Annotated in this window: 16 protein-coding genes; 8 read left to right on the top strand and 8 right to left on the bottom strand. The window is 74.0% G+C overall.

The window, feature by feature from the left end:
* The 3 genes from BU198_RS37765 to BU198_RS37775 form a co-directional block, all read right to left on the bottom strand.
* Window positions 1-1,023 (bottom strand): DUF5667 domain-containing protein (locus BU198_RS37765; RefSeq protein ID WP_188301293.1); only part of this gene is annotated, 1,023 nt, incomplete at its 3' end.
* Between the two features lie 265 nt (window positions 1,024-1,288).
* Complete coding sequence (locus BU198_RS37770) at window positions 1,289-2,110, bottom strand: ECF subfamily RNA polymerase sigma factor, BldN family (protein ID WP_188296335.1); 822 nt, start codon at window positions 2,108-2,110, stop codon at window positions 1,289-1,291.
* 608 nt (window positions 2,111-2,718) lie between these two features.
* Window positions 2,719-3,714, bottom strand: coding sequence for an HAD family hydrolase (locus BU198_RS37775; protein ID WP_188301294.1), 996 nt, complete (start codon window positions 3,712-3,714; stop codon window positions 2,719-2,721).
* 155 nt (window positions 3,715-3,869) lie between these two features.
* Here BU198_RS37775 and BU198_RS37780 point away from each other — a divergent pair, with 155 nt between their 5' ends.
* The 7 genes from BU198_RS37780 to hemB all read left to right on the top strand — a co-directional run bounded on the left by BU198_RS37780 (window position 3,870) and on the right by hemB (window position 11,177).
* The gene (locus BU198_RS37780) at window positions 3,870-4,145 is read left to right on the top strand and encodes a glutaredoxin family protein (protein ID WP_188301295.1); all 276 of its coding nucleotides are present in this window, start codon (window positions 3,870-3,872) and stop codon (window positions 4,143-4,145) included.
* 183 nt (window positions 4,146-4,328) lie between these two features.
* On the top strand, window positions 4,329-5,063 hold the full coding sequence (locus BU198_RS37785; RefSeq protein WP_188301296.1) for a 3'-5' exonuclease: 735 nt from the start codon (window positions 4,329-4,331) through the stop codon (window positions 5,061-5,063).
* A 107-nt stretch (window positions 5,064-5,170) separates the two neighbouring features.
* Window positions 5,171-6,067, top strand: coding sequence for a redox-sensing transcriptional repressor Rex (locus BU198_RS37790; protein WP_317620497.1), 897 nt, complete (start codon window positions 5,171-5,173; stop codon window positions 6,065-6,067).
* Between the two features lie 25 nt (window positions 6,068-6,092).
* Window positions 6,093-7,433 carry a glutamyl-tRNA reductase gene (locus BU198_RS37795; protein WP_188301298.1) on the top strand — a complete coding sequence of 447 codons (1,341 nt, stop codon included), beginning with the start codon at window positions 6,093-6,095 and terminating at the stop codon, window positions 7,431-7,433.
* A 41-nt stretch (window positions 7,434-7,474) separates the two neighbouring features.
* Window positions 7,475-8,482, top strand: a complete 1,008-nt coding sequence (hemC, locus tag BU198_RS37800; RefSeq protein WP_223245491.1) for a hydroxymethylbilane synthase — start codon at window positions 7,475-7,477, stop codon at window positions 8,480-8,482.
* Window positions 8,479-10,128, top strand: coding sequence for a uroporphyrinogen-III synthase (locus tag BU198_RS37805; RefSeq protein WP_188301299.1), 1,650 nt, complete (start codon window positions 8,479-8,481; stop codon window positions 10,126-10,128). The genes hemC and BU198_RS37805 overlap by 4 nt, the downstream gene beginning before the upstream one ends.
* A gap of 68 nt (window positions 10,129-10,196) precedes the next feature.
* On the top strand, window positions 10,197-11,177 hold the full coding sequence (gene hemB, locus BU198_RS37810; RefSeq protein WP_188301300.1) for a porphobilinogen synthase: 981 nt from the start codon (window positions 10,197-10,199) through the stop codon (window positions 11,175-11,177).
* A 67-nt stretch (window positions 11,178-11,244) separates the two neighbouring features.
* Here the strand turns inward: hemB and BU198_RS37815 are convergent, their stop codons facing one another.
* The 3 genes from BU198_RS37815 to BU198_RS37825 all read right to left on the bottom strand — a co-directional run bounded on the left by BU198_RS37815 (window position 11,245) and on the right by BU198_RS37825 (window position 12,504).
* Window positions 11,245-11,514, bottom strand: coding sequence for a hypothetical protein (locus BU198_RS37815; RefSeq protein WP_188301301.1), 270 nt, complete (start codon window positions 11,512-11,514; stop codon window positions 11,245-11,247).
* Window positions 11,515-11,728: 214 nt separating this feature from the next.
* Window positions 11,729-12,073: a rodlet layer protein gene (locus BU198_RS37820; protein ID WP_188301302.1), complete on the bottom strand. Its 345-nt coding sequence runs from the start codon at window positions 12,071-12,073 to the stop codon at window positions 11,729-11,731.
* A gap of 86 nt (window positions 12,074-12,159) precedes the next feature.
* Window positions 12,160-12,504: a rodlet layer protein gene (locus tag BU198_RS37825; protein ID WP_188301303.1), complete on the bottom strand. Its 345-nt coding sequence runs from the start codon at window positions 12,502-12,504 to the stop codon at window positions 12,160-12,162.
* Between the two features lie 301 nt (window positions 12,505-12,805).
* Here BU198_RS37825 and BU198_RS37830 point away from each other — a divergent pair, with 301 nt between their 5' ends.
* Complete coding sequence (locus tag BU198_RS37830) at window positions 12,806-13,471, top strand: hypothetical protein (RefSeq protein WP_188301304.1); 666 nt, start codon at window positions 12,806-12,808, stop codon at window positions 13,469-13,471.
* An 88-nt stretch (window positions 13,472-13,559) separates the two neighbouring features.
* Here the strand turns inward: BU198_RS37830 and BU198_RS37835 are convergent, their stop codons facing one another.
* Complete coding sequence (locus BU198_RS37835; RefSeq protein WP_188301305.1) at window positions 13,560-13,946, bottom strand: hypothetical protein; 387 nt, start codon at window positions 13,944-13,946, stop codon at window positions 13,560-13,562.
* 104 nt (window positions 13,947-14,050) lie between these two features.
* A complete protein-coding gene (locus tag BU198_RS37840) occupies window positions 14,051-14,314 on the bottom strand; it encodes a chaplin (RefSeq protein ID WP_188301306.1) in 264 nt (87 codons plus the stop codon).
* Window positions 14,315-14,345: the final 31 nt, after the last annotated feature.

The following is a 14,345-nucleotide window of genomic DNA, read 5'->3' on the forward strand; positions in this document are numbered from 1 at the left end:
CGCCGGGGCGTGCTCGGTGGCGCCGGGGCGGTTGCCGGAGGCGCCGGAACCCGGGGTCTGCCCGGTGCCGGAGGTGCTGCCGGAGCCGCCCGCCGGAGAGCCTGCCGGGGAACCGCCGGTCGGGTCGGCCGAGCCGTCGCCCGCTCCGGTGCCGGCCGAGTCACCGCTCGTGGCGGGTGGCAGGGCCAGGCGCAGGGGCGCGACGTCCTCGCTTATGTCGTCGAAGAGCCGGTTCACCAGGTCGGCCTGCTGGGTGAGCTGGACGGGCAGCCTGCCCTGCAACTCGCTCCAGTGGCCGTCCTCGTCGTGGGCGAAGCCGGCCAGTGCCCGCATCGGGTCGAGCGAGCCGTTGCTGCGGTAGACCGAACGCAGCAGGTCGCGGCCCTTGAGGGCGTCGGCGTGCATGTCGTCCAGCGCGCGGCGGACCTGCTCGACGGTGACGGGGCTGAGCGCGCCGGCCGGGCCGGTGCGGCCGACCAGCGTCTTGGCCTCGCCGAGCCGGGTGGCCGCGCTGTCGAGCAGCAGTTCGCCGCGCTCGGAGTCGGAGCCCGCGAGGTCGAACCTGAGCCCTTCCAGGCCGCGCTTCAGGCCGTACAGCGTGTCCCCGGGGACGGCGTTCGAGCTGGCCGTGGCGGCGCCGGCCAGGCTGCCGACGGCGAGCCCGGCGACCAGTCCGCCGATCGCGAACCGCCGGCTCCAGCGGCCGCGCGACGCCGCCCGGATCGTCCGGTGGCGGCGCTGGCGGGGGACCGCCCCGCCCGTCCCGCCGGCGAAGGCCTGCTCGAACGCGGCCATCAGCTGGGCGCGTTGGACCGTTCGGACCTCCCGGTCCAGCACCGGCCCCGGCAGCCCACCCAGCGCGTCGGTCAGCCCGACCAAGCCGGCCATCGCGACCGAACCGGTGCCGGTGGCAGCGGTGTTGTCCGATTCGGCGTTGGCCGCAGCGCGTTGCTCCGCCTGGTGGGCCTCCAGCGCCTCGGCGAAGGCCTTCGCCCGCCGGTGCTCCAGCACGTTTGCCGTCACGGGCCGCACCTCCCTTCGTCGTTGTCGACACCCCGGCCCGCCGGACGGTTGCCCTGGCTGGCCAAAGCCACTCCATCGGGTGATAGGCCGCAAATCGACTTGACCGTACGCCTGGTGGGGGCTTGCATGCTGGCCAACGAGCGGTGCGGGTGGTCGGTTACGCGCGGCTGATCATCGGACCGACCGTTCACCCTGACGTGTCGGCCCGGCGTGGACGGTGACGGCCCGCCGGGCCGTATGGCGGACGGGCCGTCGACGGTCCCGCTCATCGCGCGTCGGGCGGGAGCAGCCGGGCCAGGGTGCGTACGGCGCGGTACTGGAGGGTCTTGATGGCGCCCTCGTTCTTGCCCATGATCCGGGCCGTCTCGGCCACCGAAAGCCCTTGCAGGAAGCGCAGGGTGACGCACTCCTGCTGCTGCGGGTTGAGCCGGCGCACCGCGTCCAGCAGGGCGGCGTTGGAGAGCGACTCCAGCACCGACTCCTCCGGGCTGCGCTCGCACTCGTTGGAGTCGAGCATCTCGCCGGTGGTGACCTCCAGCCGGAAGCGGCTGGACTTGAAGTGGTCGGCGACCAGGTTGCGGGCGATGGTGACCAGCCAGGCGCCGAAGTCCCGGCCCTGCCAGGTGAAGGTGCCGATCCGGCGCAGGGCGCGCAGGAACGTCTCGCTGGTGAGGTCCTCGGCGGTGGCCCGGCTGCCGACCCGGTAGTAGATGTAGCGGTAGACGGTGTCCGCGTAGTGGTCGTAGAGCCGGCCGAAGGCCTCGCTCTCGCCCGCCTGGGCCCGCTCGACCATCTCCATGATCGGGTTGTGCTCGGTCTCGTAGCCGGGGCTGGGCGCGGTCCTGGCGCGGCCCCGGCCGACCCCGGTGCTGCCCGAGCGGCCGCGCGAGCCGGTGCCGGTCGAGCCGGCGGCGGTGGTGCGCAGTGCCGTGCCGGGGCCCTGCGGGTGGCCGAACGTTCCTCCGGCGAGCGCGAGTTGGGGCGAGTCGGCGAACTGGCTGCGGAGCAGGCTGCGCAGCAGGTCCAGGCCGGTGGAGATCTGCCGCTCGGCGGTGGGCCGGCCGCGGAGGCCGGTGCGGGGGCGCAGGGGCACGGACGACGGGCGGGAGGGTGCAGGCGCGTCGTTCCGGACGGGTGGGTACACGGGACTCCCAGAGGCAGAACTGTGGACGGATCACCTCCGCCTGCGCGGAGAGCACTCCCCGAAGCGTCCGTTCGAGCGGGACGCGTGGTGACGTGCATCCAGGAGAGAATAACGCTTTGTGCAATGACAGCTACACCGTGTGGTCGAAGTGGTCGTTTGGGATCCATTTGTTGTGCATATTCGGCTGACACTGACCGGTGCTGTCGGCGTTCATCCGGCTCAACGTGATCGAACGGGTGCCCTGGGTGACCAATTGGGCGGCCTGAGGGGCGGTTTCCCAGCCTCGGGGCCCGGCAACCCCCGACTTTCCAGGTCTGGCGAACGATCAGAACCAGTCACTCGGCGACAGGTTCGTGCAGGTGGTCCGACTGTCCTGCGGCGAAAGGGAGTTCGCCCGTACGAGGGGCCAGGTCAGAGGCCTTGTTGACGCCCGCTCACCCTCCGGGGCGAGCCCGCCAGGGCGGCCCCGAACGCCTCCGAACGGGCTCCGAACGTCTCGGAACGCCTCGGAACGTCTCCGGACGGGCTGCGGGCCGGCTCCGGCGCGACGCTCAGGCGCGGTGCCGCCGCCGGTTCAGCGCCACCCCGGCCGCCGTCGCGCCGGCCAGCACCCCGAGCGCGGCCGCCGCCGGCAGCCCCACCCGGGCCGCCTTGCGTCCGGTCCTGAAGTCCCGCACCCGCCAGCCCTGGGCCCGGGCGTGGCGGCGCAGCGCGCCGTCCGGGTTCACCACGTACGGGTGGCCGACCAGCGAGAGCATCGGGATGTCGTTGGCCGAGTCGCTGTAGGCGGCGCAGCGGTCGAGGTCGAGGCGTTCGCGCCGGGCCAGCGCGCGGACGGCGGCGGCCTTGGCCGGTCCGTGCAGCAGGTCGCCGACCAGCCGGCCGGTGTAGCAGCCGTCCCTGGCCTCGGCGACGGTGCCGAGCGCGCCGGTCATGCCGAGCCGCCTGGCGATGATCCTGGCCACCTCCAGCGGGGCGGCGGTGACCAGCCAGACCCGCTGGCCGGCGTCCAGGTGCATCTGGACCAGGGCGCGGGTGCCGGGCCAGATCTTGTCCGCCACGACGTCCTCGAAGATCTCCTCGCAGATCGCCTCCAGGTCGGCGGTTCGCTTGCCCGCCACGATGCCGAGGGCGGACTGCTTGGCGTCCGAGATGTGGTCCGGGTCCTCGGTGCCGTGCAGCCGGAACCAGGTCTGCTGCCAGGCGAAGCGGGCGATGTCGCGGCGGGTGAGGAAGCCGCGGCGGTAGAGGCCGACGCCGAGGTAGAAGACCGCGGCGCCGCGCAGGATGGTGTTGTCGCAGTCGAAGAAGGCGGCGGCGCGGGGGTCGTCCGGGTCCGGGGTGTGGTCCCCGTCCGGGGCCTTGGGGGTCTTCCCCGCCCTGGCCTCGGCCGACGCGTCCGGCGCGGCGGAGCCCGGTCCCGCGGTGCCGGGCCCGGGTTCGGCGCGCAGCGCGGCCTCGGCCGCCTCGGCCGCGGCTTCGCCGGCCAGGGCGCTCCGCTCGCTGCTGGAACGCCTTGCCTGGGTGAGCCTTCTGAGCACGGCCATGTCATCGAGGATAGCCAGCCGGGTGCGCGGTGGCCGTGACGGAGCCGTGCCCGCGAGGTGAACAGCTCCACCGGCCCCGCCGCGGGACGAAGCGCAGGTCGGGGCGGGGGCCGGGCTCTCCGGGGGCGGGCGGCGCGGTGGCGCAGAATGGGGCGGTGAGCCCACTGCTGCGACGTAAGAGCCCCAAGCCCGCGGACCGGACCGTGACCCTGGTCGGCAAGCCCGGCTGCCACCTGTGCGACGAGGCCCGCGAGGTGATCGTCCGGGTGGCGGGCGAGCTGGGGGCGTCCTTCGAGGAGAAGGACATCACCCAGGACGCGGAGCTGTACCGCCGCTACTGGGAGCAGATCCCGGTCACCCTGATCGACGGCCGCCAGCACGACTTCTGGCGGGTCGACGAGCGCCGCCTGCGGACCGCCCTCGGCGGCTGAGCGGGGGCCGGGCCCGGCCCGGGCGGGCGTTCGTCCGTATACCGACCCCCCGCCGATCGGCGGGGGCGGTTCGCCGAATCGTTGCCAAAGACACCCCGTCCCGGCATGGGGTGGGGCGGGTTGGTCGGCTTACGATCGAACGCGTTTGCGCCCATGGGGGGCTGAGCACACGAGGAGTGCGCCATGCTTCCCGGCCCTGCCCCTGGGACGCCCGGAGCCCGGGGCTTCGCGGTGGTGGACGTGGAGGCGACCGGCCGCAGTCCGTGGCGGCACCGGATGGTCGAGGTCGCGGTGGTGCTGCTCGACGAGCGGCTCCGCCCCGAGGGGGAGTTCGCCACCCTGCTGGACCCGCTGGGCCCGGTCGGCCCGACCCATGTGCACCGGATACGCCAGTGCGACGTCGAGGGCGCCCCGCGCTTCCGCGAGATCGCCCCGCTGCTGCTGGAGCTGCTGGCGGGCCGGGTGCTGGTCGGTCATCACGTCAGCTGCGACCACGCGTTCCTGGATCGCGAGTTCGCCAGGATCGGGGTCCCGCTGCCGCCCGTCCCGCTGCTGTGCACGATGCGGCTGGCCCGCGCCCACCTGCCGGCGGCCCGCGGTCACGGCCTGGCGGCCTGCGCGGAGGCGGCGGACCTCGGCTGGTACCCGGCGCACACCGCGCTGGGCGACGCCCGGGTGACCGCCGAGCTGCTGCGGCACTGTCTGGACGCCCCGTCCTGCCCGCCGGACGACTGGACCGGCCCGCTGCGCGAGGCCGCCGGGGTGCCCTGGCCCCGGCTCGGCCGGGCCCGTTCCCGCCCGGCGGGCACCGGAGTCCCGCTGCTCCGCAGGGAGGCGCCGTACGGTCCCTGGCTGCCCGGTTGCCAAGCCCCGGAGGTGGTGCTGACCCAGGCCGGTGCTATGGGTTCGACGGCGTGATGCGCATCACTGTGCGGGGACAAAACGGACACCATCTTTGTGCACACGTTCACAAACGCATAGCCTGGCTGCCAAAGCCCAGCTTCACCCACAGGAGCACCGTGGCAATCGGCCGATCACCACAGAGCAGTTCGCAGACGCCCGACCAGGGCGCCGCGCGCCGACCCTCGCGTGCCCGGGGCATCCCGGAGGCGACGGTCGCCCGCCTGCCCCTCTATCTGCGGGCACTCACCGCGCTCTCCGAGCGCTCGGTGCCGACGGTCTCCTCCGAGGAGCTGGCCGCCGCGGCCGGCGTGAACTCGGCCAAGCTGCGCAAGGACTTCTCCTACCTCGGCTCCTACGGCACCCGCGGCGTCGGCTACGACGTCGAGTACCTCGTCTACCAGATCTCCCGCGAACTCGGCCTGACCCAGGACTGGCCGGTCGTCATCGTCGGCATCGGGAACCTCGGCCACGCGCTCGCCAACTACGGCGGCTTCGCCTCCCGCGGTTTCCGGGTCGCCGCCCTGTTGGACGCCGACCCCAACGTGGTCGGTTCCACCGCGGCCGGACTGCCGGTGCGCCACATGGACGAGCTGGAGTCGATCGTCGAGAGCCAGCACGTCTCCATCGGCGTGATCACCACCCCGCCCGGCGCCGCCCAGCAGGTGTGCGACCGGCTGGTGGAGGCCGGCGTCACCAGCATCCTGAACTTCGCCCCGACCGTGCTGACCGTCCCGGACGGCGTGGACGTGCGCAAGGTGGACCTCTCCATCGAGCTGCAGATCCTCGCCTTCCACGAGCAGCGCAAGGCCGGCGAGGAGCCGGACGACCGCGCCGAGTCGGTGCTGGACCGCGCCCCCGGTCCGGTCCGGGCGGCCGCCGCCAAGCTGCGCCGCGCTGCGGGCGGCACCGGCAAGGGCCGGGGCACCGTCGAGTCGGCGGCCAAGGACCAGGCCGAGCCGGCCAAGGGAAAGACCGCCACGGGCGGCGACGGGGATCTCTCCGCGGTGATGCCCGCATGAACACCGAGAGCTGTGGGGGGCGGGCATGAGCCTTCTCGTCGTAGGGCTGAGCCATCGCACGGCCCCGGTCGGGGTGCTGGAGCGCGCCGCGCTGACCGGTGAGGTGCCGACCCGGCTGCTGCACGACGCGGCCGCCACCACGACCGTCGCCGAGGCCGCGCTGCTGAACACCTGCAACCGGATCGAGCTGTACGCCGACGTGGACAAGTTCCACGCCGGCGTCGCCGAGCTGTCGCTGCTGCTGGCCCACCACAGCGGGGTGGACCTGGAGGAGCTGACCTCCCACCTGTACGTCCACTACGAGGACCGCGCCGTCCACCACCTCTTCTCGGTGGCCTGCGGCCTGGACTCGATGGTCGTCGGCGAGGGCCAGATCCTCGGCCAGCTGCGCGACGCCCTGGCCAAGGCCCAGGAGGAGCACACCGCGGGGCGCGGCCTGAACGAGCTGTTCCAGCAGGCGCTGCGGGTCGGCAAGCGGGCCCACAGCGAGACCGGCATCGACAAGGCAGGCCAGTCGCTGGTCACCTTCGGCCTGGAGCAGGTCGCGGCGGGCGCGGGCGAGATCGCCGGCAAGCGCGCGCTGGTCGTCGGCGCGGGATCGATGAGCTCGCTGGCCGCCGCCACCCTGGTCCGCTCCGGCGTGACCGACCTGCTGATCGCCAACCGGACCCCGGCCCGTGCCGAGCGGCTGGTCGAGATCCTCGGCCCGGACGTGGCCCGCACGCTGGACCTCGCCAAGGTGCCGGAGGCGCTGGCCGACGTGGACCTGGTGATCTCCTGCACCGGCGCGTCCGGCGTGGTGATCAAGGCCGAGGACGTGGCCGCCGCCGTCGCGGCCCGCACCTGCGCGCAGCCGCTCGCCCTGCTCGACCTGGCCATGCCGCGCGACGTCGACCACGCCGTGCACGAGCTGGCCGGCGCCCTGCTGGTCGACCTGGAGAGCCTCTCCCACGCGCACGCCGCCAGCCCCGGCGTCGGCGACGTCGACGAGGTCACCCGGATCGTCTCCGACGAGGTGACCGCCTTCGGCGCCGCCCAGCGGGCCGCCCGGATCGCGCCGACCGTGGTCGCGCTGCGCTCGATGGCCTCCGGCGTGGTCGCCGCCGAGCTCGGCCGGCTGGACTCCCGGCTGCCCGACCTGGACGAGCGCTCCCGCGCGGAGATCACCCAGACCGTCCGCCGTGTCGTCGACAAGCTGCTGCACGCCCCGACCGTCCGGGTGAAGCAGCTGGCCGCCGAGCCCGGCGGTGCCTCCTACGCGGAGGCGCTGCGCGAGCTGTTCGACCTCGACCCGGCGGCCGTGCACGCCGTGTCGGGCACGCCCGTAGGCGGCGCGCCCCAGCCCTCGGCCGGGGGCGCCAGATGAACCGTCAGCCATCCCACGAGTACCACCGGGACGATCACCTCATGAATGGTCAACCGATCACGGAGCAGCCCGCGGCCACCACGGCCCTGCGGCTCGGCACCCGGCGCAGCGCCCTCGCCATGGCGCAGTCGGGCATGGTGGCCCGCGAGGTGACCAGGGTCACCGGGCGCCCCGTCGAGCTGGTCGAGATCACCACCTACGGCGACACCTCGCGGGAGTCGCTGGCGCAGATCGGCGGCACCGGTGTGTTCGTCTCCGCGCTGCGCGACGCGCTGCTGGAGGGCCGGATCGACTTCGCCGTGCACTCGCTCAAGGACCTGCCCACCGCCGCCCCCGAGGGCCTGGCGCTGGCCGCCGTCCCGGAGCGCGAGGACGTCAGGGACGCCCTGGTCGCGGCCGAGGGCCTGACCCTGGACGAGCTGGTGGAGAAGCTGGCCGGAGCCGGCCGCCCGGCCAGGATCGGCACCGGCTCGCCCCGCCGGATGGCGCAGCTGAACGCCTGGGCCACCGCCCGCGGCGCCCAGCTGGAGACCGTCGCGATCCGCGGCAACGTGGACACCAGGATCGGCTTCGTGACCAGCGGCGAGCTGGACGCGGTGGTGCTGGCCACGGCCGGCCTGAACCGGCTCGGCCGCAGCGCCGAGATATCCCAGCACCTCGACACCGAGGTGATGATCCCGGCCCCCGGCCAGGGCGCGCTCGCGATCGAGTGCCCCTCCGCCGCCACTGACCTGACCGCCGTGCTCGCGGCCCTGGACCACGCCCCCACCCGGGTCGCCGTGGCCGCCGAGCGCGCCCTGCTGGCCACCCTGGAGGCCGGCTGCTCGGCGCCGGTGGCCGCGCTGGCCACCTGGGGCCGGGAGAACGAACTGCGGCTGGACGGCGTGGTCGGCGACCCCGACGGCTCCGCGCTGCTGAAGATGTCCGCCAACGGTCCGATCGTCCTCGACGAGACCGCCGAGCGGCAGGCGGTGGCCCTCGGCCGCGCGCTGGCCGACCGGCTGCTCGCCGCGGGCGCGGCCGCCCTGATGGGGGAGCGAGCCCGATGAGCCCCACCACCGCCACCGACGCCCTGTTCCCGGCGGGACAGCCCGCCACCGGACGGTGCACCTTCCTGGGCGCGGGCCCCGGGGACCCGGGGCTGCTGACCCTGCGCGCGGTCGAGGTGCTGTCCACCGCCGACGTGCTGGTCGCCGACCCGCTGACCGCCGCCGCCGTGCGCAGCCACTGTCCGGCCGGTGTGCAGGTGCACGCCCCCGCCGCCGAGGGCACCGGCTTCGACCTGGCCAAGCTGGTCGCCGAGGCGGTCCGCTCCGGCAGGCACGTGGTCCGCACCGTCGACGGCGACCCCGGCCTGGACGGCTGCGCCGCCGAGGAGATGCTCAGCTGCGCCGGCGACGGGATTCCGTTCGAGGTGATCCCCGGCGTCGCCCAGTCGGTCGGCGTCCCGGCGTACGCGGGTGTCCCGCTGCGCGCCGGGGCCGGCACCGACGTGCGCTTCGTGGACGGCGCGGCGCTGCTGGCCGGCAGCCCGGTGGACCTGGGCGGGGCGGAGACCACCCTGGTGGTCCGCACCACCCTGGGCCGGCTGCCCGCCACCGCGGGCGCCCTGGTCGCGGGCGGCCGCAAGCCGGACTCGGCGCTGAGCGCCACGCTCTCCGGCACCACCACCCGCCAGCGGACCTTCACCTCCACCCTGTCCGGCATCGCGGCCGACCTGAAGGCCGCCCGGGTGCTGCCCTCGCCGGTCTCCGCCCCGGTCGACCCGGCCACCTCGGTGATAGCCGTGGTGGGCGAGCAGGTCGCCCACCGCGCCTCGCACTCGTGGTTCGAGACCAAGCCGCTGTTCGGCTGGAACGTCCTCGTGCCGCGCACCAAGGAGCAGGCCACCGGCCTGTCCGAGCAGCTGCGCTCGTACGGCGCGGTGCCGCAGGAGGTGCCGACCATCGCGGTCGAGCCGCCGCGCACCCCGCAGCAGATGGAGCGGGCCATCAAGGGCCTGGTCACCGGCCGGTACGAGTGGATCGCGTTCACCTCGGTGAACGCGGTGCGCGCCGTCCGGGAGAAGTTCGAGGAGTACGGCCTGGACGCCCGGGCGTTCGCCGGGATCAAGGTCGCGGCGGTCGGCGAGACCACCGCGCAGGCCCTGGTGGACTTCGGCGTGAAGCCGGACCTGGTGCCCTCCGGCGAGCAGTCCGCGGCCGGTCTGCTGGAGGACTGGCCGCCGTACGACCCGGTCTTCGACCCGATCGACCGGGTGCTGCTGCCGCGCGCCGACATCGCCACCGAGACCCTGGTGGCGGGCCTGGTCGAGCTCGGCTGGGAGGTCGACGACGTGACGGCGTACCGGACGGTGCGCGCCTCGCCGCCGCCGGCCGAGACCCGCGAGGCGATCAAGGGCGGCGGCTTCGACGCGGTGCTGTTCACCTCGTCCTCGACCGTCAGGAACCTGGTCGGCATCGCGGGCAAGCCGCACAACGTCACGGTCATCGCCTGCATCGGCCCGGCCACCGCCAAGACCGCCGAGGAGCACGGCCTGCGGGTCGACGTGATGGCCCCGGCGCCGTCGGCGGCCGCGCTGGCCCAGGCGCTGGCAGACTTCGGGGCCAAGCGCCGCGACACCGCGACGGCCGCCGGTGAGCCGGTCTACCGGCCCAGCGAGCGTCGCCCGGGTTCGCGCCGCAAGGCCCGCTGACACCCCTCACGGCCGGGGGCGGCCGACCGTCGCCCCCGGTGCTGCACAACCGTTCGGAGAGAGAAGCCGTGTCCGCTGAATTCCCGTACGTACGCCCCCGCCGGCTGCGTCAGAGCCCGGCGATGCGCCGCCTGGTGGCCGAGACCCGGCTGCACCCGGCGGAGCTGATCCTGCCGCTGTTCGTCCGTGAGGGCGTCAGCGAGCCCGTCCCGGTGAGCTCGATGCCCGGCGTCGTCCAGCACTCCAGAGACACCCTGCGCAAGGCCGCGGTGGAGGCGGCCGAGGCGGGCCTGGGCGGCCTGATGCTGTTCGGTGTCCCCGAGGTGCAGGACGCGACCGGCAGCGAGGGCACCAACCCGGACGGCATCCTCCAGCAGGCGATCCGGGACGTGGTCTCCGAGGTCGGCGACTCCCTGGTGGTCATGTCGGACCTCTGCCTGGACGAGTACACCGACCACGGCCACTGCGGCGTGCTGGCCGCCGACGGCAGCGTCGACAACGACGCCACCCTGGAGCGCTATGCCGAGATGGCCAGGGTGCAGGCCGACGCCGGCGTCCACCTGGTCGGCCCGTCCGGCATGATGGACGGCCAGATCGCCGTGATCCGGCGGGCGCTGGACGAGGCCGGGCACCAGGACGTGGGCATCCTCGCCTACACCGCCAAGTACGCCTCGGCCTTCTACGGCCCGTTCCGCGAGGCGGTCGGCTCCTCGCTCAAGGGCGACCGCAAGACCTACCAGCAGGACCCGGCCAACGCCCGCGAGTCGCTGCGCGAGCTGGCGCAGGACCTCGCCGAGGGCGCGGACATGGTGATGGTCAAGCCCGCCATGGCCTACCTGGACGTCCTGCGCCAGGTCGCCGACGCCTCCCCGGTGCCGGTCGCCGCGTACCAGGTGTCCGGCGAGTACGCGATGGTCGAGGCGGCCGCCGCGAACGGCTGGATCGACCGGGAGCGGATGATCATGGAGACGCTCACCTCGATCCGCCGCGCGGGCGCCGAGCAGATCCTCACCTACTGGGCCCTCGAAGCCGCCGCGATGCTCAAGTAGCGGACACCGCACGACGGAAGGCCGGGCCGCTCCCCACGGGGGAACGGCCCGGCCTTCCGGGTTCCCGCTAGATGCCCACGTCGCCGGCGTGCGCGAAGCCCACGCCGCCGCCGACCAGGTCGGTGGAGGTGGCGGCGCCGCCGCCGAAGCCGCCGGCGGCGGTGTCCCCGGCGTGGGCGATGCCGAAGCCCTCGCCGGCCAGGAACGGCTGGTCGGCCGAGGCGACGAACTCGCCGCCGCCGGCCACGCCGACGTGGGCGAAGGCCGGGGTGGCGGCACCCGCGAGCGCCAGGGCGGCAGCGGCGGTCAGTGCGGCCTTGGCCAGCTTGCTCTTCATGGAACTGCCCTCTCTCTGGGAGCGCCCCCGCGGGCGCTCTGACACGTGATCACATCCGGCGGCCGGGACCGGCGCCCCACGCGCCGGACCGGATCGCCGCTCACCCGTCCGGACCGCGCCGCGGCGCGGCCGGCCGGACACTTTCGTCCGTAAAGCCCGGAGGGCCCGGGGAGGTGTTCCTCCCCGGGCCCTCCGTCCGTGCCAGGCCCCGTGATCAGCCGATCAGGTGCGAGACACCCGCGTCGCCCGAGGACTGGGTGTTCTGGCCCACGTCGCAAATCTGCTTCGGGGTGCTGTTCAGGATCGGCACCTCGACCGGCACCGCGACACCGATGACGGCGACGGCGATGTTGTGGATCTCCGGCAGGCAGATGTTCGGGTTGTCCAGAACGTGGCTGTTCGGGCTGCCGTTGCCGGCGGTGCCGGTGTGGTTGGTGCCACCGTTGCCCTGGACGGAGGTGGCGGCGCCGTCCGCGTCGACGATGGCGGACGCCGAGCCCGCGGACATCGCGAGGGCGGCGACGGCCAGGCCGGCCGCGGCGAAGGACTTCTTGATCATTTCCGGTTTTCCTCTCGAGGGTGAATCGGGGAGCGATTCGGGGGTGGATCAGAGGGGTGGTGCAGGGAGAGCAGAGCGGGGAGCCGTCAGCCGATCAGGTGGGACACGCCGCCGTCGCCCTGGCTCTGGGTGCCCTGGCCGATGGTGCAGTACTGCTTGCCACCGGTGTTGGCGACCGGGACCTCGACCGGGACGGCCACGCCGAGCACGCCGACGGCGATGTTGTGGATCTCCGGCAGGCAGATGTTCGGGTTGTCCAGGAAGTGGAAGTTCGGGCTGTTGTTCCCGACCGTGCCGGTGAAGTTGGTGCCGCCGTTGCCCTCGATCGAGGCGGCGGCGCCGTCCGCGTCACCGATGGCGGCGGCGGGCCCGGCGGCACCGGCCAGCGCGGCGACGGCCAGGCCGGCGGCGGCGAAGGACTTCTGGATCATGGCGAGATCCCTCTCTGAAATGCTCTTTGGATTCCGTGCGTACAACGCTGAGAACGCTCAGACCCGGTCTGCAGTCACTGACGTCCAGATCAAAGAACGACGGCACGGAAGGTTACGGGGATTCTTGAAAAGAGTCCCGGAGACACGGCGGCGGATCGTTTCCGGTCGGATTATTAACCCGAACCGGTTAACCGCCGCAATCCACACTCCCGGTCACTCGTTGAGCAGATCGCTTTCCGGCTGCGGTCCCCGCAGCCCTTCCCCAGTGATCCCCAGTTCGGACAGCAGAACGGTGAATAGCATGAAGTTCTCCAAGCGGGCCGGCGCGATGCTGCTGGCGGTAGGCGCCGGCGTGCTCGCCTCCCCGGGAGCGGCCTCCGCCGCCGCCCCGGTCGGACTCGACCAGGTCGGCGTCCTGGAGGACGCGCTGGCCACCCAGCAGGTCCCGGCGGACGTCCCGCTCGCCCCGCTGGGCAGCCGGCTCACGGCCGGCATCCCGACCTCGCTGGTCATGCCCCCGGTGCCGGCCCGGACCACCAGCACCGACGGAGCGCTGCTCCCGGAGCAGGTCCTGCCCCAGCTGACCACCGGCAAGGTCGGCCCGAGCGCCAAGGCCGACCTCCCGCTCCCGCTGGTCGACCAGAGCGCCGACCTCGGCAAGGTGCTGCTGGACGCCCCGGCCGCGCCGCTGCACGCCAAGACCCCCGGGCTCACCCTCGGCAAGCCGCTCGCGCTCGCCCAGGACGGCGCCGGCCAGCTCGCCGACGGCCGGCTGAAGGTGGACGAGATCGACCCGCGCCTGGTCTCCGGCGCGGTGCAGGTGATCCCCGGGGCCAAGGCCAGCCTCGGCGGCGACGACAGCCGGATCTCCGTGACCGACACGGCCGGCGCCCTCGCCGACACCGCCACCACGACCACCACCACCGTGGTGGGGCAGTCCGGCCTGACCGACCTCACCCGGCTCTGAGGCCTGTCCCGGCACGAGAGCCCGGCACCCCGGCCGCACGGCGGGGTGCCGGGCTCTCGTGCGCCCGGGCTCTCGTGGGCCCCGCGGCTCAGCCCGGCAGGAGGCCGGTCAGCCCGCCGACCAGCGGGAGGTCCTTGGCGCCGCCGCCGGCGCTCAGCGGGCCGGTCAGCGTCCCGGTGCCGACCGCGGGCAGGCCCTGGTCGGGCTGGAGGGCCGCGCCGTTGTTGAGGAAGTCGGCCGAGGAGTTCGCCCACGGGTCCAGCCGCAGGCTCTTGATCGGCGCGATGCCGTAGCCGAGGCCGGTGGTCGTCCCGCCCAGCGCCTGGCCGAGGTCGGTCTTGGTCAGCGTGGCCGGACCGGCCGGGGCCTGGCCCGGGGCGGTGGCGGCCTGCGCCGAGCCGGCGCCGAGCAGCACCGCGGCGCCCGCGGCGACGGCCAGGGCGGCCGCGCTCTTCTTCGAAACCATCGTGATCACCCTTCGGTGGATCGGGAGTCCCGGACGGCTGTCCGGGGACGCCGAACTGCCCCCCGGCCGACTGGTCGGGGGGCAGGACGGCCGGAACGCGTGCCGATCGGGGATCAGCAGTCGTCCGCGGGCGGCGCGTCCACGTTGGCGCAGGTGTTGCCGAACGCCGGGTTCAGCAGGCCCACGAGGTTGATGGAGTTGCCGCAGAGGTTGACCGGCACGTGCACCGGGACCTGGATCTGGTTGCCGGAGATGACGCCGGGGGAGTTCGCGGCGACGCCCTCGGCGCCCGCGCTGGCGGCGGCGGAGCCCGCCGCGCCCAGCACCAGGCCGGCAGCGGCGGCGGAGAGGACGGCGGCCTTCTTCATGTTCTGCATGGGGGGTTGATCTCCTCGATCACACACGGGT

This window comes from Streptomyces sp. CBMA156 (assembly GCF_014596515.1).
In the GTDB taxonomy this organism is placed as follows: Bacteria; Actinomycetota; Actinomycetes; order Streptomycetales; family Streptomycetaceae; genus Kitasatospora.

Bases quoted from the DNA above. Each gene is read 5' to 3' on its own strand.
- BU198_RS37775 (WP_188301294.1), bottom strand. From the start codon at position 3,714: ATGGCCGTGCTCAGAAGGCTCACCCAGGCAAGGCGTTCCAGCAGCGAG.
- BU198_RS37805 (WP_188301299.1), top strand. From the start codon at position 8,479: ATGAGCCCCACCACCGCCACCGACGCCCTGTTCCCGGCGGGACAGCCC.
- BU198_RS37795 (WP_188301298.1), top strand. From the start codon at position 6,093: ATGAGCCTTCTCGTCGTAGGGCTGAGCCATCGCACGGCCCCGGTCGGG.
- BU198_RS37820 (WP_188301302.1), bottom strand. From the start codon at position 12,073: ATGATCAAGAAGTCCTTCGCCGCGGCCGGCCTGGCCGTCGCCGCCCTC.
- BU198_RS37830 (WP_188301304.1), top strand. From the start codon at position 12,806: ATGAAGTTCTCCAAGCGGGCCGGCGCGATGCTGCTGGCGGTAGGCGCC.
- BU198_RS37825 (WP_188301303.1), bottom strand. From the start codon at position 12,504: ATGATCCAGAAGTCCTTCGCCGCCGCCGGCCTGGCCGTCGCCGCGCTG.
- BU198_RS37840 (WP_188301306.1), bottom strand. From the start codon at position 14,314: ATGCAGAACATGAAGAAGGCCGCCGTCCTCTCCGCCGCCGCTGCCGGC.
- BU198_RS37815 (WP_188301301.1), bottom strand. From the start codon at position 11,514: ATGAAGAGCAAGCTGGCCAAGGCCGCACTGACCGCCGCTGCCGCCCTG.
- hemC (WP_223245491.1), top strand. From the start codon at position 7,475: ATGAATGGTCAACCGATCACGGAGCAGCCCGCGGCCACCACGGCCCTG.
- BU198_RS37785 (WP_188301296.1), top strand. From the start codon at position 4,329: ATGCTTCCCGGCCCTGCCCCTGGGACGCCCGGAGCCCGGGGCTTCGCG.